Below are 17,241 nucleotides of genomic sequence, written 5' to 3'. Positions count from 1 at the left end.
CCTTTCTAGTTCGCTGACATATTTTCAGAAAACAAGCCAAGAGCATACGCCTTGGCTTGTTCACTACTTATTGTACTCACCGGTCGCTTATTTGTCACCCATATAAAGTCGAATTTCTGACCCAGCCGGTAATTTCACTCCAGGTTCAGGGGCCTGAGCCACAACGATATCCCCTTCACCACTTGAATCAATTTTCAAATTATACATTGCTTTATGAATATCTTCAGTAGATAAACCTACTAAATCCGGCATTTCAATCATCTCTTCATCCTGCCATGTCTTTTCTTTCTCAATTTGGTCTTCCCTTTTTTCCACACCCATAACCGTCAAACTATCCTGGATAATATTACCTACAATTGGAGCGGCTACGATTCCACCAAATTGGAGCGTATCTTTCGGATTATCAATCGCCACATAGACAACAATTTGAGGATCATCCGCCGGAGCAAAACCAATAAAAGAGACGATATGATTATTTTTTAAATAAGCGCCGTCTTTCGCTTTTTGAGCCGTTCCTGTCTTTCCACCTACCCTATAGCCATCTACATAAGCGTTTTTTCCAGTTCCAAGCGCAACGACCGTCTCAAGCGCATGCCTTACTTCTTCTGATGTTTCTTTTGAAATGACTTGTCTTTTCGCAGTTGGCGAGTTTTTACTTACAACTGCTCCCGTCTCAGGATCTAGCCATTCTTTTGCAATGTATGGTTCATAGAGGGTCCCTCCGTTCACAGCAGCTGAAACAGCTGTCACCTGCTGAATAGGCGTAACGGATACACCCTGACCAAAGGCGGTTGTTGCAAGCTCTAGTGGACCGACATTATCAACATCAAATAATATTCCACTTGCTTCACCTTGTAGGTCAATGCCGGTTTTGTCACCGAAGCCGAATTTATCAATATATGAAAAGAGCTTTTCTTTGCCCAGACGTTCCCCGAGAAGAACGAAACCAGGGTTACAGGAATTTTGCACACCTTCTAAAAACGTTTGGCTTCCATGACCTCCAGCTTTCCAACATCTTAATTTTGTTCCAGCCACTTCAATGCTTCCAGGGTCGTGAAAATGATCTTTCTCAAGATCAACTTCCCCTTCCTCAAGAGCAGCAGCTAGCGTAATAATCTTAAATGTTGATCCTGGTTCATACGTACTCCATACAGGCTTATTTTGATTCCAGACGTCAGGAGAGACTTGCTGAAATTCTTCTGGATTAAAATCCGGCCTTGAAGTCATCCCGAGAATCTCACCTGTATTGGGATCCATTGCAATGGCTGCCGCTCCATCCGGATGGTAGGTAGCTTCCGCAATATCCAACTCTCGTTCCATAATTGTCTGGATTTTTGAATCAATTGTTAAGCGTAGATCGAGCCCATCTACAGGTTCTGTATAATCATCTGCAAGAGAAGGCATCCGCTTACCTTTCGCATCTGCATAATACTCAACCTGTCCTTTTTCACCGCTTAACTCTTCATCATAATAGAGCTCAATACCTGTCAAACCTTGATTATCAATACCACTGAACCCTAGCACGTGAGCTAGAAAGTCGCCGTTTGGATAGTGACGTTTGTTATCTTCAGCAATGTAAACACCTGAAAGATTCAATTTCCGAATTTCATTTGCCTTTTCATTCGACATTTTCTTACCTTCAGGACGAATCCAAACCATTGATTGATTCTGGGTGATCGTTTCATAAACCTTTTCTTTACTCGTATTAAGGGAAGCAGCAAGAGCTTCAGCAGTAGCCGCAGGATTTTGAAGCTGTCTTGGAACGATTAGTACAGAAGGGGCACTAATATTCGTTGCAAGAGGCACTCCGTTACGATCCAAGATTTCGCCTCGACTCGGTTCAAACGGAATATTTCGACTCCAAGAATCTTTCGCTTTCTCGCTTAGCCAATTTCCCATCACAAGCTGCACATAACCAAGCCTCACGACGACAACCGCAAATACAAATAAACCGATGACAAGCGCCATCACAAGTCTCCTTCGAACAGTAACAGTGGAAACGCGCATAAACTCATCCTCCCTGATTATGCTCGTTCCACTATATGTTCAACACGGTTTAGATAGACCTGCTAGTCTGTAATTGGCTCAGCATCTTCCTCAGCTTCCGTTTGTTCTGGTTCTTCTTCAGAAGAAGGAGACTTCAGCTCAACGACTAGATAATCGTCTTTTTTGATATTACTTCCTTTGTTAATCCCTTGCTTCGTAACATATCCAGCTCCCATGACGTTCGGTTTAAGGTCCATTAGCTCGACTAACTTCATAACGTCAGCTAGAGACCACCCAGTAATATCAGGCATTTTCGCACTACCTTCTGCCCGCAAAATAATTCGTTCATTATCGAGTATTTTCGTACCTGCATGAGGAGATTGACCTGTGACCTCTCCATCACCAAGTACTGTAACCGATAAGCCTTTCGCTTCAAGTTCTTTCTTCGCTTCGTCTGCATTCATGCCCGTCACTTCTGTTAATACCTGACCGCTCTCTTTCTTTGAGCTTTCTTTGGACGTTTCTTCTTTCTTTTCCATCGGATCAATATTTAAATATTGAAGACTATTTTTCATAACCGTGTTAAAGATAAGAGAAACAGGGTCACTTCCAAGTTCAGGATATTCAAGCTGTGGGCGGTCAACAGCAACATAGACTACTAATTCCGGATCATCTGCAGGTGCCATACCTATAAACGAAAAGATGTTATTTCCATATCCACTCATATAGCCCTTTGAACCTTGTGAAATTTGAGCTGTACCGGTTTTACCAGCAATCTCGTAACCTTCAATGTTATATGGGGTACCTGTGCCATCCGTCACTACCGTTCGTAAAAGATCTCGCGTTTGTTTAGCAGTGTCTTTAGAAATAGGTTCTCCAGCTACTTCAGGTTCGTGATTCAGCTTCACTTCGTTTGATTCAGGATCAACTATTTTTTCTATGACATATGGCTTCATCATCTTACCGCCGTTAGCTATTGCAGTTATAGCTTGTACTTGCTGGATTGGCGTTATCGTAGATCCTTGTCCAAATCCAGTCGTAATTCGTTCAAGCTCTCCGCCATAAGTAATTCTTGAAGAAGACTCCCCTGGGAGATCAATACCTGTTTTCGAATCCAATCCGAATTTAGTTAAGTAACCCTTATACTTCTCATAGCCTAGCTTTTCTTTAACAAGGATAGAAGCTGCAACGTTAGAGGATTGTCGAATACCTTCATCAAAACTAATTGCACCCCATCCTTCACCACCATTATGATCACTCACTCGACCACCAGGCACTGAATATTGACCTGACTGGAAGAGCTCGTCTCCATTGTATACACCTTCTTCAATGGCTGATGCCACAGTGAAAATTTTCATAGTCGAACCTGGCTCAAATGCCGTAAGAGCCATATTCGTGTAATTAGAAACGTTTCTTAAGTTTGGATCAAACGTTGGACGATTGCCCATCGCTAGGATTTTACCTGTATCTGGATCTGCAACAATCGCCGTCATTCGTTCAGGGTTGAATTTCTCCTGTGCCTCGTTCAAAGCATTTTCCATTAACACTTGGATTTTTTGATCAATTGTTAAATAAACATCGTTTCCACTTTTGGAAGGGGTGATATTCTCGTTACCATAAGGAAGTCTGAATCCTTCACGATCACTTTGATACGTTTCTTTCCCTTCCTGCGGCACGAGATATTTATTCAATTTCTTTTCTAATCCTAGTAGACCTTCCTGCACGCCATCTTCGTTTTCATTTGTAAAACCAAGAAGATGTGAAGCAAACTCTTCGTTCGGATAGAGTCTTGTTTTCGTTGGGATGAATCCAACTCCTGGTAAATCCATTTCTTCTATTTTTTCTTTTTGAGTTAAGCTTAAATCTTTACCCGATGCACCAAATTCTACTTGAAAAGGATCGTCTCTTGATAAAATTTCTTTTACATCAGATTCTTCCATCTCGATAATAGGTGCAAGCGCAGCAGCTGTTTTATCGATGTCTTCTACATGGTCCTCATATTCTTTATCCAAAATCGCTCTTAGCGTAAAGGAAGGAATATCGGTAGCTAGAGCATTCTCACCTGTTCGGTCAAAGATCGTACCGCGATCCGCTTCGAGGATTTTGCTTCTAGTCCACTTATCTTTTCCAAGCTCCATTAAGTCCACTTTTTCACCGTCTGAACCTGATACCGCCTGTGTCCACTCGATGTAGAAAAACCGTCCAATAAAAGCAAAAAAGAGCAGGACAAATAGTGACATTAAAATCGCTGCTCCAACATTAATATGTGAGTTCTTGTTTGTTTCTTTCATGACAGTGCAAACCTCCGAAATTATGATCCTTTGTTGATCACTTCTACATTTTGATCATTCAGTTCCATGCCTAATTTTTCTTCGGCAATGTTCACAATTCGACCAGGCGCACTTAATTCTGTCACTTTAACCTGAAGCTCTTCATTCTGTTTCACTTGAGCACGTTGGTCTGCTTCCGCTTGCTGCAGTCCAGTATTCAAATTATAAATCTTAGCGTAGTTAGAAACCATAAAGATCGACGCCGCCACGAACGTTAGTACAAGCATCATCCAGAGCAACTTCTCTCCTTTAGTGATTCGTCCACGTTCCACATGGACAGCTTGCTGTTTTGTTTCAACTTGTTTTTTTTGCGTTTGCTGCTGCTGATACTTATACGCCAGGTTACTCATCATTTTCCCCCTTGCACCTCTTTATATTTTTATCTTTACACTTTCTCTGCTACACGAAGCTTTGCGGATCGTGCGCGTCTGTTTGCTTCTTGTTCTTCTTCTGACGGAAGAATCGGCTTTCTTGTTACAAGCTTGATATCAGGCTGGTAGGCATCTGGAATAATCGGCATTCCAGGCGGAAGTTCTGGACCAGAAGCCGCTTCCTTCATAGTCGTTTTGCAAATACGATCTTCAAGAGAATGGAACGTGATCACACTCATTCTGCCACCAGAGTTCAAAATAGACATCCCATCTTTAAGAGCCTCTTCAAATACTTTAAGCTCATCATTCACTGCTATTCGAATAGCCTGAAAAATTCTTTTGGCGGGATGCCCTCCCTTCCTTCTCGCAGGTGCTGGAATAGCGTCCTTAATAATATCAACGAGTTCAAATGTGGTTTCAATCGGTTTTAAGTCTCTTGCTTTTTCAATTTTGCGAGCGATTTGTTTTGAAAACTTTTCTTCACCAAATTTGAAAAAAATCGAGACAAGGCGCTCATACTGCCATTCATTCACCACTTCATACGCCGATAAACTGGAAGATTGGTCCATTCTCATATCGAGCTGAGCATCATGCTGATAACTAAACCCCCGCTCACCTTTATCAAGCTGCGGAGAGGAAACACCAAGGTCGAATAAAATGCCATCAACGCCATCAACACCAAGTTCAGAGAGGGCTTCTTTGATGAAGCTAAAGTTTCGTTCAATAACTGTCAGCTTGTCCTCATAGCCTGCAAGTGTTGTTTTGGCGTTATCTATTGCCCATTGATCCTGATCAAAAGCATAGAGGTGTCCTGTGGTAAGCTTATCCAGGATTGCTTTTGAATGACCGCCGCCGCCAAGCGTACAGTCAACATAAATGCCATCTTCTTTAATATTTAGTGCGTTCACTGCTTCTTCTTTTAATACTGTAATGTGTTCAAACATAGCTACACCTTAACCTTCATTCCATATTGACCTTCTACAAATCGAAATCCATCATACTTTCCGCGATTTCAGAGAAAGACTCTTCTGATGCATTGAAGTACTCTTCCCAAACGGCTTTGTCCCAAATTTCTAATCGATTTGAAACACCAATCACAACGCATTCTTTCTCAAGCCCTGCATACTGGCGTAATGTTCCGGCAATATTTACCCTGCCCTGTTTATCCAGTTGGCATTCAGTTGCACCTGAGAAAAAGAATCGGGTAAAAGCACGAGCATCTTTCTTTGTAAAAGGGAGTGTCTTCATCTTCTCTTCAAGAACTTCCCATTCTGTCATTGGGTAGCCGAAGATGCATTTATCTAACCCGCGAGTGAGGACGAAGGTTTCACCAAGTTCTTCACGAAACTTAGCGGGAATGATCATTCTGCCTTTTTCATCAACAGTATGCTGATATTCCCCCATAAACATGGCTTCCTCCACCTCTCCCACTTTCTACCTCTAAGTTACCACAACTCCCCACTTTTCACCACTAAAAAAATAATTCGTACCACAAAACAAAAATCCTGCTGTTCAGCGGGATTTTTATTTAAAAATATTTGGTTTTCAAACAAAAAGGGTACTCGCCATTCCGCGGGTGCCTGTCACCCGCTTGAAATCATGCCATACAGAGGTTATATTGGCCAAATCAAAAAAGCTGCCAGAATCCTCCGGCAGCTTTCCTTCTATCCCTTAAAGATAAATCACCTTATGCTTATCATTAAACGGAAGCTCAAGTTCCATCACTTGATCCACAAAATCCAAACCATGCCAATTTAAATAATAGACTGCGTTCCACTTCCGCTCTTGAGGCGCCCCGTTAGGTTTTAACGCAAAGCCTACTTCATCGAATTTATCCAGCGTATTTTCATGCTGATACTCGAGTGATTGATAAAGTTTTTGCTGAAGAAGATCAAGCTGTCTTTGAAGAAATTGGCCATTTTTTTCAGCAAAGCGATTAAGTCCATGATCAACGGATTCTGTTAATTCGCGAAGATTTTGATGAATGTCGTCCACTTTCAACTTAGCATCTTTAAATGCAGCCCCGATCCCTACATCATCTAAATGACGCACGTAGGATTCTTTCGAGTGATCAATCCCTGACTTTAGGATTTCATCATCTGATAAAGAGAGATCATCGACATACTTTTGAATATGTCGCTCTACAAACGTAAATGTCAGTCGCGGCACGATGACAGGCATTTTTATTCCGAAAGTATGAAAGGCTGGCTTCAGTAAAGCCCAGTAAGCAAGTTCACCTGGTCCAGCCACAAAACCTAGCACAGGAAACATTAAATCTTGCATGATCGGTCGCGTCACAACATTGTTACTTAAATCTTCCGGCTGATGTTCCGCTAATTCAAGCAGCTCTTCTTTTGAGTAGGAAACGGAAGCGGTTTTCCCCTCAAATCTTCCGTTTATTCGTTCTAGTAATATCCGTTCGCCGTTTACCTTTACGAATAAATTTGCTTGTAGGTCATCAAGATCGACACCAATTGGATAATTCTCTTCACGAAGATGAGCCGCCTGGGTTAAAACACCTTCATTGATTGTTTCATTTTGATGAATCATTTGTTTAAACGCGTCAGTCTGTAGACGGCGAAAATCTCGGTTACCTGAATCTACGAGCACAAGTCCATGCTTTGAAAAAAGCTTTGTCATGATGTAACAAAAATGATCAACGTACGTATTAGATTTCTCAGTTACACGTTCTAGAAACCCTTGAATCTCTTTCGTATAAGAGGTTTCGCCAAATCGTTTGAGCATGTCACGCGTCCAAGAGTTAATCGCATCATGATCAAGCGATATATCAGACAATGCCTGCTTTGTCATTTGCTTTTGAGGCACTGCCTCTTTGCGCTCTCGCCCTTCATCATACGAATAAATATGATTGACTTCATGATAATCATGATCTTCTCCAGCTACCCAAAAGATAGGTATAACAGGTACACCTAGCTTTCGTTCTTTCTCTGCTGCTAATTTAATGACCGATATCGCTTTATTGATCGTATAAAGGGGACCAGTTAACACCCCAGCCTGTTGCCCTGCAACAACAGTTACCGCTTCTGGCTGTTGTAAACGCTCGATATTTGCAAGCGCCGGTCCTTCTGCTTCAAATTGCTCATTAAACTCCATCAAGTGTTCCGTTAAATTCGCACGATCTTGATGACGTTCCATTAACTCTTCGTATCGCTTTTCATATGAGGAATCATGCTGATATGTATAGTCAAAAAAAGCTGAGATTCCTTTTTTCTCAGCAATGTAATCTGTCGCAATGACATTTGATCCTGGAAGGAATGTTTCTTTGAGTTTCATTTATATTTCTTCCTTTCTTGACACAAATGCGGAACTCCGCCTATTTAATCCTTTGTTAGTATATCAAACTTCCTCATTGCTACCAAAAAAAAAGCTTATAAGTTAGACCGATAGAATTCGGTGAACTAACCCAATAAGCACTAAAACAATATACCCTGTAGAAAACAATAGAAAATTAAAACGCCACGCACCTTTTATCACTTTGTGAATCTCGACATCATCTTTCATTTTCCAATGAAGCACGGTAAATGCACCAGCCGCCCCAATAATCATTAGTAAAATGACCCAAAGAAATGATTGACCAAGTAATTCAACGAGAATAAAGTGAACGCTTAAGATAAAAAAGATCGTTGAAACATCTACCGCAAGACGAAAGGAGAACTTTTTCTTCCGTGTCGTTTTTACCGTAATAATATAGACCAGGTACCAGGCAAGCAGCGGAATCGTTACGGCCGTTGCTACAATCCATGATAAGAGGTTTTCCATTTCATGAGACTCCTTTCTCTATCTATTTAACATCTCAAGACCCTTCACACTGTCGTAGACAAACCTAGAATAAGGAACGTATTGGCCATTTAATTCAGCTTCTTTAAGAATAAAGCCTGTGATCGCATCGATCTCTGTCACTCTTCCCGCCTTTAAGTCTGCAAGCATAGATGACGTATTCGAGCTCGTTCGCCTGCATATAAGCTGTGTATCATTCCAAGCATCTTCATACTCTAATTGAAGTACGCGACAGGTCTCCTTAACTAATTCTCGCATCACACTATAAAACCTTGGATTTTGGAGCAGCTCTCCATTTGTTACGTGATAAATTCCGCTGAGAGGATTAATCGCACAGTTCACAATAAGTTTTTTTGCAAGCATCTGGTACCAGTCACTTTCATAATAAATCGGAAAATCCCTGGTTGAGAGGTTTGCAAGCGGATTAGGCAGGCCACTAAATGCACTCACTCTTATAACGCCGCTTCCTGTGTGTTCGACCGTTCTCTCATCTACCTTCTTTGCGCCATGCTCAATAACTCCAACTAGAATATTATGCTGTAGTAATGATAAATGAGAAAGGTGCCCCATGCCGTTTTGTACAAAAAGGATATCAGGTAAATGGTTATCCCGGTATACCTTTTGAATCATCTTTATAACAGAGGGAACTTGATTAGATTTAACTGCAACAACGAGTAAATCCGTTTCGCCCCCCGCCAGAAGATGCGTGGATCGAACATGCGCTACGCGTATATTTTCTCCTTGTTTATATATAATCCCTCGATTGAGCAGATCAGCTTGTTCATTTCGATGACATACGACTGTAACGACGTGCTCTTCCATCGCAAACTTTGATGCTAACAGTAAACCGATTGATCCAGCTCCGATAACCGTAATATTCAACTTTCACGTCACCCTCTTGTCTAACACATGATATTCTTCTTAAAGTTTAGCACAGGTTCTCGTCAATGATGAGTAAAAAATCCCTTAACAGTTAAGTTAAGGGATTTTACGACTTTTATACAGGATAAACAGGGTGTTTCTTATCTGGCGCCGCCACTTCTTTTGATTCATAGTAGCTTAATCGATCCACTAAAACTTCACGCAGCTCACTTCCGGGAACTATGTCATCCACAATCAATTCAGAAGCAAGTTTGTAAATATCAATGTGTTCTTTATACTCCTGATGCTTCTCTTTGACGTATTCCATACGTTCCTTAGGATCCTCAATCGCATTTATCTTATTAGCATAAACAGCATTGACTGCAGCTTCAGGTCCCATTACGGCAATTTGTGCAGTCGGAAGAGCTATGCAGCAATCAGGTTCAAATGCAGGGCCTGCCATCGCATACAACCCCGCTCCATAAGCTTTCCTCACGACTACCGAGATCTTTGGTACCGTAGCCGAGCTCATTGCCGCAATCAATTTAGCGCCGTGGCGAATAATCCCAGCACTTTCAACTTTCGTTCCAATCATAAATCCAGGAACGTCCGCAAGAAACACGAGAGGAATATGATAGGCATCGCAGAGCTGAATAAATTTCGCACCCTTATCTGCAGAATCAACGAAAAGAACGCCGCCTTTAACCTTTGGTTGATTGGCAATCAATCCAACTACTCGTCCATCTATTCTAGCAAAACCAGTAATCAACTCTGGGGCAAAGAGCTTCTTCATTTCAAAAAAGCTTTCACTATCCACGAGTGCCTCAATTAAGTCATACATGTTAAACGGCGCATTTTGATTTTCAGGTACGATATCACTGATTGACTTTTCAAGCGAAGGTAGCTTACCTTCTAGATGAGGTGTGCGCTTATGGAAATTCCCCGGAAAATAACTAAGGTAGTTCCTTCCAAGTTCAATCGCTTCCTCCTCGTTTGCAGCAAGAACGTCACCGCACCCGCTTGTACTGCAGTGCATTCGTGCACCACCCATTTGTTCTAACGTTACTTTTTCCCCTATTACTTTTTCAGCCATCCTAGGTGAACCAAGATACATTGACGCGTTTTTATCGACCATAATGACAATATCACAGAAAGCTGGTATGTATGCGCCGCCGGCAGCTGAAGGTCCAAACAGCAAGCAAACTTGTGGTACCATTCCAGACATTTTCACTTGATTATGAAAAATCCTTCCAGCCCCACGTCGATTTGGAAACATTTCAAGCTGATCTGTAATTCTAGCTCCGGCTGAATCGACCAAATACAAGAGAGGTACTTTCAAGGTCATTGCTGTTTCTTGAATGCGAATAATCTTCTCAACCGTTCTCGCACCCCAAGATCCTGCCTTAACTGTAGAATCATTGGCCATCACACAAACCTTTTCTCCATTCACTTTGCCAATCGCGGTGACAACTCCATCTGCAGGAAGATCTTTCGCATGATAGTTCGCGAATTTACCATCTTCCGTATATTCACCGTTATCAAATAGAAGCTTAAGTCGGTCACGCACAAAAAGCTTATTCGATTCCTTTAGCTTTTGATGGTATTTGTCAGATCCACCACCTTCTACTTCTGTAGCTTTAGTGGCTAAAAGTTCTTCAAGATGATTCATTTTGAATCCTCCTTTGTTTATGATTAGATCGAGCGCTCGTTCAGCTAGCTTCCTTACTTAACGGTAACGAGAACATCACCTTCGTTAACAAAATCACCAACGCTTACTTTCACCTCTGTGACCGTTCCTTCCTCTACACCTTCAATCGGAATTTCCATCTTCATCGATTCAAGCATCACAAGCTCCTGACCTGCTGTAATTGAATCTCCTTCTCCTACCATTACGTTTAATACCGTTCCAGCCATTGATGCTTTTATTTCTTGCATTTTCATCATTCCTTTTCTCATTGATTATTTTTTAATAAGATGACGAGCTAAATAAGACGTCGAATAGTTCCCCTCTTGAAAATGACGCTCACCTAGTAATTGGGTAAACAACGGACCATTATGCTTGATCCCAGTTAATGAGAAATCCTTAAAGAAAGCCTCTCCTTTGTCGATCGCTTCTTTACGAGTAGCGCCTGACACAATAATTTTGGCAATCATCGGATCATAGAACGGGGAAACGCTTGAACCACTTTCGTAGCCTGCATCAATCCGAACCCCTTCTATTTCAGGAAACTTTAGCGTTTCAATTTTGCCAGGTGATGGCATGAACGATGTTGGGTCTTCTGCATATAGCCTAAATTCAATACTATGACCAGTTGGCACAATATCTTCTTGCTTCAAAGGTAAGTCTTTACCTTTTGCAACAAGGAGCTGCCATTCAACTAAATCTACTCCAACAGTTTCTTCCGTGATCGGATGCTCTACTTGTAACCTGGTGTTCATTTCTAGAAAATAAAAGTTTTCATTCTGATCCATCACAAATTCTACTGTCCCAGCATTTGTATAATGAACATGCTTAGCAGCTAATAAAGCGGCTTCACCTATTTGAACACGAGTCTTTTCAGACAAAAAAGGTGATGGCGTTTCTTCAAGCACCTTCTGATTACGCCTCTGTATCGAGCAATCTCTTTCAAACAGATGAACGATATTGTTATTGTCATCTCCCACAATTTGCACTTCGATATGGCGCGCATCGTCAATGAATTTTTCGACGAACATCGCTCCATTGCCAAAATAGGCTTTAGCACGGTTCTGACTTGATACGAATGCTTTTTCTAGCTCTTGATCATTTTCACAGCGCTGCATGCCAATCCCGCCTCCGCCTGCAGCTGCTTTTAACATGATCGGATAGTTGATTTCATTTGCAAATGCGATCGCTTCTGTCACATCCTCAATTTCACCACTGCCCGGAACGACCGGTACCCCTGCTTCTTGCATTGTTTTTCTCGCGGTGATTTTATCACCCATTGCCTCAACCACATCAGCAGATGGTCCGATAAAGGTTATCCCTCTCTCTTCAATCTTTCTTACAAAAGAGGCGTTCTCAGACAAGAAGCCATATCCGGGATGGACAGCATCCACCTTCTCTTCTTGCGCGATTCGAAGAATTTCATCCTGATTTAAGTAGGATTTAGCTGCTGGTGGATCTCCAATGTGATGAGCCGTTGTTGCTTGGTTTACGTATGGAAGATCTTTGTCAGCGCTAGAATAAACAGCAACCGTCTCTATTCCTAGTCTGCTGCATGTTCGAATGATTCGTTCAGCAATTTCGCCACGGTTTGCAATTAGGATTTTTTTCAAACTATCGCCCCTCTCATTACAATCATGAACCAGGTTTTTGAAAACCCTTACATTTATCATATCATTAATTCCGCTTCACGTTTCAATAAATATTCAAATTATTCCTTTTATACTTTGTTTTTTGAAATGAGGAAAAGTTTCGTGTTTTCGGTTATAATATAAATGAGAAGGAGTTTATACTTCTATTCATCTTAGAGATTAAATAAGCACATTTGACGGAGGGGGCCGCTATGGTAGACTTAACAGTTCGTCCACTTGTAATCAATTACAAAACTCTTGAGGAGTTTAAGAAATTTAAAGAGTTCGGCATTCAGGAACTTTCCATGATGGAGGATCTTCAGGATAATATCATCGAAAACGATAGTGAATCGCCATTCTATGGTATCTACTACGCTGACAAACTAGTAGCTAGAATGAGCCTTTATCGAATCGATGGAAAGTATGATCGTTACTTCGATCCACCACAGGATTACCTGGAACTTTGGAAGCTTGAAGTGCTTCCGCAGTATCATAATCGAGATTATGGTTCGACTCTTGTTAATTTCGCAAAAACATTTAATGTTCCAGTGAAAACAAATGCGAGACAAGGTTCAGGTGAATTTTGGGAGAAAATGGGGTTTGAAGCCGTTACGTATCAACCTGATCGTGATCGAGGCGAAAATCCGTATGTTTGGTACCCAGAAGGCGTTTCCGAACAAGAATAATAAAGAAATAGGAGCAGCCCTGGCTGCTCCTATTTCTTTATTTTCTCTAAATTCCCATTTGCATCCATCTGAAATCGTAAATTCCCTTGATCTTCTTCTTGGAAAATAACCATTTTTCTCGCTTTTTCCATGATCTCTAATAAAGATTGGTAATCTTCCTGTACTGACATATATTCTTTCTCTAGTTGATGAAGATGCTGTTTGAGTTGCAGGTTTTCGGCCATAGCTTCTTGTAACGAAGCTTCATGTTGATTTGATTCGGCAAGGTGCGTTTTGGATGTGATTAATAAACTGATCGCTTCGTCAATTAAATCAATGCTTCGATCCTCTTCTACCGATTCACGTTTCGACTGCGATTGGTTCTTTTTCTGTTCCTTACGCTGTTTCTTCGCTAAAGTTATCGCTGCTTCGTACTGTTTTCGAATCAAGGAATTCCATCGGAAACCGCACGCAGCCGGCGTTCGAGAAAGTGTTCTCCCTACTTCCTCAAATGCAGCTAGTTGTGTGCTGAATTCTCTTATATGACGTAAAACGACTTCGGCTAACAACACATCTTCGTCTTTTGACCATGCATCCTGGCGAATTGGTACCAAGCGCAATCCCCCCAATAACCGTTTTACAGTCATCTTATGCATTTACTAGAGGTAGTAGACTCTTCTATTCATGAAAGAATCTATTTTCTTATCTATTTGGTCAATTTCAGATTAATTTAATCGCTAAAACGTCTATAAAAAGAGCTATGATAGCTAATTGTGTTAACTTTAAGGCATAGGATACTACGGAGTTAACGACTACCACTTTTATTCAAGAATGTTGCCACAGCTTGATGGTGCTCTTCGGTCGCCCATAGAATCGCACAGCTTCTTATTTCTTTCTCAACTCTATCTCGAATCAGATTTTGATCTAGACTAGCTAACCAATAAGACTTGTAAGTAGAGAGAATCAAAGGAGAACGCTTAAACAGATTTTCTATGTATTGATAAGCATCGTCTTGAAAAGAAGGGTGTGTGGTTACATATGTAAGACATCCATTTGCAAGGGCTTCTTGGTCAGAATAGCGATCAGCACTCATGAGCATTTTCATCGCTTCCCCATGATTCATTCTTGTTAGAGCATACGTCGATCCGCCCCAGCCTGTCGTTAGCCCGATCGATCCCTGGATGAAACCTACTTGAATATTCTTTTTCGCTATCCGAAAGTCACACGCAATAGCAAGTTCAAGCCCACCTCCAACAGCATGGCCATTCAATAGAGCCACAGTTGGTTTCTTGCAGAAAAACAAGCGGTCTAGCACATCACCCATTTTCCGAAGCATCGTATACGCCTGCTCTTCAGTGCAAAGTTCCTTGAAAGCCCTTACATCCCCACCGCTACAAAATACCTTATCTGCGCTTCCGGTTACAACGAGGTATTTTACATTTGGATCTGATTCAGCCTTATCAATTGCTTCCATTAATTGATCCATCACCTCGTAATTAATCGCATTTCTTTGCTCAGGGCGATTAATCGTAAGAATTGCTGCTTCGTTACGACTCTCCACTCTCACACTCGTCATCCATCATCCCACCTTATATAGTTCAAATTATTGAGCGCTCATTCTTTTTACTATTCGTAGTTAAATATTTTTAAATAATCGAATAATTAAAGCGTAAAAAAAAGCAGAGAGATTTCTCTCTCTGCTTCGCAAGATTACTTGCTTACTACGTTTTCACCTTTGTAATTTCCACACTCTTTACAAACACGGTGAGAAAGTTTGAATTCGCCGCAATTAGGGCATTTTACCATTCCTGGTACTTCTAATTTATAATGAGTACGACGCTTATTTTTACGCGTTTTAGAAGTTCTTCTAGCTGGTACTGCCATTGTTTCCACCTCCTTAAAAAGTTAACTGATCTTACGGAAGTAAGGCTTAGTTATCTTCATTTTCCTTGTTGAAAAAATCAGCTAAACCGGCCATACGAGGATCAACCTTTTCTTTCGGTTGTTCTTTCGTAATGACTTCCCATCCATTTCCGGATTTTTTTGGCATTTCATCAGATTCAGAGCTGTATTTCACAACTCGAATCGGAATCTCCAAAAGTATATTTTCCTTAATATACGGAACTAAGTCAACCGTATTTCCCGAAACTTGATGAATTTCTTCATCTTCCACCTCAAAATCAACGCCACTTGTGTTTGCTTCAAGCACAAATGTCTCCATTGGGCGAATTACGAACGGAAAATCAACATCCTCTAGTGTATTGGCACATGGAAGAACCATTTTGCCTTTCACTGTAAGATGAAAGGTAACCTTATTACCATGAAACGATGTTTCTCCGGTAACATGAACTGGTGTAATCTCACGAATATCTGGATTACGTTCCTTCAGTTCCTCTACATTTACTTCTTCGTCAATTGTAAGGCCTTTTAGTTTAAAGGACTTCAATTGTTCAATTGACCATTTCATCTGTATATCACCTCAAGGCAACAAAAGTATTATAGCTACAAAATACGTAAATGTCAATATTTTTTCTTTACACCAGTTGTTTCATCGTTAATCTTGGTATAATGTTTATCATACCAGAGGAAAAACCTTGAATTCAACTAATAAAAATGTACGTCCCTTATACAACGGACAGAGAGGAGCAGCCGAATGACATCTGCTGGAGTTATTGTGGAATATAACCCTTTTCACAATGGACATTTGCATCATTTAAACGAAACAAAAAAAGTGGCCAACGCTGATGTAATCGTTGCAGTCATGAGCGGATCTTTTCTTCAGCGAGGAGAACCAGCACTCGTTGATAAATGGACACGAACACAAATGGCCTTAAAAAACGGAATTGATCTTGTAGTAGAATTACCTTACGTATATGCTACCCAAAAAGCGGAAATTTTTGCGAAAGGTGCTATCTCAATCTTAAATTCACTCGGAATCGATTACGTTTGTTTCGGAAGTGAATCTGGAGACATCGAAGAGTTTCAAGAGACTGCATCGTTTATCGAAATGCACGAGAAAGACTACAACGAACGCATTAAATATTATATGGGACAAGGTAATAGCTATCCGAAAGCTTCTTCACTAGCTTTTGAAAGCCTTGAAGGACACGCTCACGTTCTTGACCTATCACAGCCCAACAATATATTAGGCTACCATTATGTGAAAGCCATACAGGCACAGAATGCCCTCATCGAACCATTAACGATACTTCGTACAAAAGCAGGCTACCATGATCAAGACTTCGTTGATAAAAGAATAGCAAGTGCGACTGGCATTCGACGAGAATTATTTAAAGGCAGTTCTCTTGATCAAATTCAGGCTTACGTGCCAGAACCAACTTATTTTGAATTAACAAACTATCAACGGACATATGATTCTTTTCAGGGATGGCATAACCTTTATCATCTGCTTCGCTATAAGCTGCTTACTTCTAGTAACGTTCACCTTTCCTCCATTTATGAAGCGGAGGAAGGACTTGAGAATCGTCTCGCTACAATGGCGAAGCAAGCCCAAACGTTTCAATCCTTCATGGAACTCGTGAAAACGAAGCGGTATACATGGACGAGAATCCAACGCTTAGCGCTCCATATTCTAACACAAACAAGTAAAAATGAAATGTTGCCTGCTTTGGAGAACAAGGATGCTCCTTACGTTCGAATTCTTGGCATGACGAAAGCAGGAAGAGCATTCCTTAATGAAAAGAAAAACTCTCTTCCCGTTCCTCTTGTATCAAACATCAACCAGTTTGATCATCCTTTTCTTACAGTTGAGAGGCGCGCTAGTCAAGTTTATGCGCTTGGCTATTCAGGTTTCCATCAAGAAGCGTTTCTACAAAAAGAGCATAAATCCGTCCCAATTATGATCGATTAAAAACTCACCCTGCTATTATGGCAGGGTGATTTTAATAAGTATCC

At 41.0% G+C, this 17,241-nt stretch carries 17 protein-coding genes; 2 read left to right on the top strand and 15 right to left on the bottom strand.

Features of this window, described 5'->3' with window-relative positions:
* Nucleotides 1-87: 87 nt before the first annotated feature.
* The 11 genes from AC0VYH_RS09585 to AC0VYH_RS09535 all read right to left on the bottom strand — a co-directional run bounded on the left by AC0VYH_RS09585 (nt 88) and on the right by AC0VYH_RS09535 (nt 12,643).
* Nucleotides 88-2,007 (bottom strand): stage V sporulation protein D, encoded by a 1,920-nt coding sequence (locus AC0VYH_RS09585; RefSeq protein WP_430247110.1) that lies wholly within the window; start codon nt 2,005-2,007, stop codon nt 88-90.
* A gap of 62 nt (nt 2,008-2,069) precedes the next feature.
* The gene (locus tag AC0VYH_RS09580) at nt 2,070-4,277 is read right to left on the bottom strand and encodes a penicillin-binding protein (protein ID WP_475373709.1); all 2,208 of its coding nucleotides are present in this window, start codon (nt 4,275-4,277) and stop codon (nt 2,070-2,072) included.
* 20 nt (nt 4,278-4,297) lie between these two features.
* Nucleotides 4,298-4,666 (bottom strand): cell division protein FtsL, encoded by a 369-nt coding sequence (ftsL, locus tag AC0VYH_RS09575; protein ID WP_404682299.1) that lies wholly within the window; start codon nt 4,664-4,666, stop codon nt 4,298-4,300.
* Nucleotides 4,667-4,701: 35 nt separating this feature from the next.
* Nucleotides 4,702-5,631, bottom strand: a complete 930-nt coding sequence (gene rsmH / locus AC0VYH_RS09570; RefSeq protein WP_475368899.1) for a 16S rRNA (cytosine(1402)-N(4))-methyltransferase RsmH — start codon at nt 5,629-5,631, stop codon at nt 4,702-4,704.
* 34 nt (nt 5,632-5,665) lie between these two features.
* Nucleotides 5,666-6,097: a division/cell wall cluster transcriptional repressor MraZ gene (mraZ, locus tag AC0VYH_RS09565; RefSeq protein ID WP_194222283.1), complete on the bottom strand. Its 432-nt coding sequence runs from the start codon at nt 6,095-6,097 to the stop codon at nt 5,666-5,668.
* 261 nt (nt 6,098-6,358) lie between these two features.
* Nucleotides 6,359-7,981, bottom strand: a complete 1,623-nt coding sequence (gene bshC / locus AC0VYH_RS09560; protein ID WP_430247113.1) for a bacillithiol biosynthesis cysteine-adding enzyme BshC — start codon at nt 7,979-7,981, stop codon at nt 6,359-6,361.
* A gap of 102 nt (nt 7,982-8,083) precedes the next feature.
* Complete coding sequence (locus AC0VYH_RS09555; protein WP_194221332.1) at nt 8,084-8,467, bottom strand: DUF3397 domain-containing protein; 384 nt, start codon at nt 8,465-8,467, stop codon at nt 8,084-8,086.
* Between the two features lie 18 nt (nt 8,468-8,485).
* Complete coding sequence (locus tag AC0VYH_RS09550) at nt 8,486-9,367, bottom strand: 2-dehydropantoate 2-reductase (protein ID WP_475373708.1); 882 nt, start codon at nt 9,365-9,367, stop codon at nt 8,486-8,488.
* A 115-nt stretch (nt 9,368-9,482) separates the two neighbouring features.
* Nucleotides 9,483-11,015, bottom strand: a complete 1,533-nt coding sequence (locus tag AC0VYH_RS09545) for an acyl-CoA carboxylase subunit beta (protein ID WP_475373707.1) — start codon at nt 11,013-11,015, stop codon at nt 9,483-9,485.
* A 53-nt stretch (nt 11,016-11,068) separates the two neighbouring features.
* Nucleotides 11,069-11,281, bottom strand: coding sequence for a biotin/lipoyl-binding carrier protein (locus tag AC0VYH_RS09540; RefSeq protein ID WP_194221329.1), 213 nt, complete (start codon nt 11,279-11,281; stop codon nt 11,069-11,071).
* 24 nt (nt 11,282-11,305) lie between these two features.
* Nucleotides 11,306-12,643 (bottom strand): acetyl-CoA carboxylase biotin carboxylase subunit, encoded by a 1,338-nt coding sequence (locus tag AC0VYH_RS09535; protein WP_475373706.1) that lies wholly within the window; start codon nt 12,641-12,643, stop codon nt 11,306-11,308.
* Between the two features lie 230 nt (nt 12,644-12,873).
* On the opposite strand from AC0VYH_RS09535, the gene AC0VYH_RS09530 reads away from it, so the two are divergent.
* Nucleotides 12,874-13,347 carry an N-acetyltransferase gene (locus AC0VYH_RS09530; RefSeq protein ID WP_194221327.1) on the top strand — a complete coding sequence of 158 codons (474 nt, stop codon included), beginning with the start codon at nt 12,874-12,876 and terminating at the stop codon, nt 13,345-13,347.
* Between the two features lie 29 nt (nt 13,348-13,376).
* On the opposite strand, the gene AC0VYH_RS09525 is transcribed toward AC0VYH_RS09530, so the two are convergent.
* From AC0VYH_RS09525 to AC0VYH_RS09510, 4 genes are all read right to left on the bottom strand, one after another.
* Nucleotides 13,377-13,940, bottom strand: coding sequence for an RsfA family transcriptional regulator (locus AC0VYH_RS09525; protein ID WP_475367236.1), 564 nt, complete (start codon nt 13,938-13,940; stop codon nt 13,377-13,379).
* A gap of 191 nt (nt 13,941-14,131) precedes the next feature.
* Nucleotides 14,132-14,902, bottom strand: a complete 771-nt coding sequence (locus AC0VYH_RS09520) for an enoyl-CoA hydratase/isomerase family protein (RefSeq protein WP_475373705.1) — start codon at nt 14,900-14,902, stop codon at nt 14,132-14,134.
* A 134-nt stretch (nt 14,903-15,036) separates the two neighbouring features.
* On the bottom strand, nt 15,037-15,210 hold the full coding sequence (gene rpmF / locus AC0VYH_RS09515) for a 50S ribosomal protein L32 (RefSeq protein ID WP_048309912.1): 174 nt from the start codon (nt 15,208-15,210) through the stop codon (nt 15,037-15,039).
* A gap of 46 nt (nt 15,211-15,256) precedes the next feature.
* Complete coding sequence (locus AC0VYH_RS09510) at nt 15,257-15,793, bottom strand: YceD family protein (RefSeq protein WP_194221324.1); 537 nt, start codon at nt 15,791-15,793, stop codon at nt 15,257-15,259.
* A gap of 186 nt (nt 15,794-15,979) precedes the next feature.
* Here AC0VYH_RS09510 and AC0VYH_RS09505 point away from each other — a divergent pair, with 186 nt between their 5' ends.
* Nucleotides 15,980-17,197, top strand: a complete 1,218-nt coding sequence (locus AC0VYH_RS09505; RefSeq protein WP_475373704.1) for a nucleotidyltransferase — start codon at nt 15,980-15,982, stop codon at nt 17,195-17,197.
* Nucleotides 17,198-17,241: the final 44 nt, after the last annotated feature.

The organism is Anaerobacillus sp. QJM3NY_32 (genome assembly GCF_056173645.1).
The sequence above is the reverse complement of the archived record's forward strand: the minus strand, read 5'-3'. Positions and strand labels throughout refer to the sequence as shown.

What these genes read in the sequence shown, in the direction of transcription:
- AC0VYH_RS09540 (WP_194221329.1), bottom strand. Translation starts at nt 11,281, where the DNA reads ATGCAAGAAATAAAAGCATCAATGGCTGGAACGGTATTAAACGTAATG.
- AC0VYH_RS09530 (WP_194221327.1), top strand. Translation starts at nt 12,874, where the DNA reads ATGGTAGACTTAACAGTTCGTCCACTTGTAATCAATTACAAAACTCTT.
- AC0VYH_RS09510 (WP_194221324.1), bottom strand. Translation starts at nt 15,793, where the DNA reads ATGAAATGGTCAATTGAACAATTGAAGTCCTTTAAACTAAAAGGCCTT.
- AC0VYH_RS09505 (WP_475373704.1), top strand. Translation starts at nt 15,980, where the DNA reads ATGACATCTGCTGGAGTTATTGTGGAATATAACCCTTTTCACAATGGA.
- rpmF (WP_048309912.1), bottom strand. Translation starts at nt 15,210, where the DNA reads ATGGCAGTACCAGCTAGAAGAACTTCTAAAACGCGTAAAAATAAGCGT.
- bshC (WP_430247113.1), bottom strand. Translation starts at nt 7,981, where the DNA reads ATGAAACTCAAAGAAACATTCCTTCCAGGATCAAATGTCATTGCGACA.
- AC0VYH_RS09580 (WP_475373709.1), bottom strand. Translation starts at nt 4,277, where the DNA reads ATGAAAGAAACAAACAAGAACTCACATATTAATGTTGGAGCAGCGATT.
- AC0VYH_RS09545 (WP_475373707.1), bottom strand. Translation starts at nt 11,015, where the DNA reads ATGAATCATCTTGAAGAACTTTTAGCCACTAAAGCTACAGAAGTAGAA.
- mraZ (WP_194222283.1), bottom strand. Translation starts at nt 6,097, where the DNA reads ATGTTTATGGGGGAATATCAGCATACTGTTGATGAAAAAGGCAGAATG.
- AC0VYH_RS09585 (WP_430247110.1), bottom strand. Translation starts at nt 2,007, where the DNA reads ATGCGCGTTTCCACTGTTACTGTTCGAAGGAGACTTGTGATGGCGCTT.
- rsmH (WP_475368899.1), bottom strand. Translation starts at nt 5,631, where the DNA reads ATGTTTGAACACATTACAGTATTAAAAGAAGAAGCAGTGAACGCACTA.
- AC0VYH_RS09555 (WP_194221332.1), bottom strand. Translation starts at nt 8,467, where the DNA reads ATGGAAAACCTCTTATCATGGATTGTAGCAACGGCCGTAACGATTCCG.
- ftsL (WP_404682299.1), bottom strand. Translation starts at nt 4,666, where the DNA reads ATGAGTAACCTGGCGTATAAGTATCAGCAGCAGCAAACGCAAAAAAAA.
- AC0VYH_RS09520 (WP_475373705.1), bottom strand. Translation starts at nt 14,902, where the DNA reads ATGACGAGTGTGAGAGTGGAGAGTCGTAACGAAGCAGCAATTCTTACG.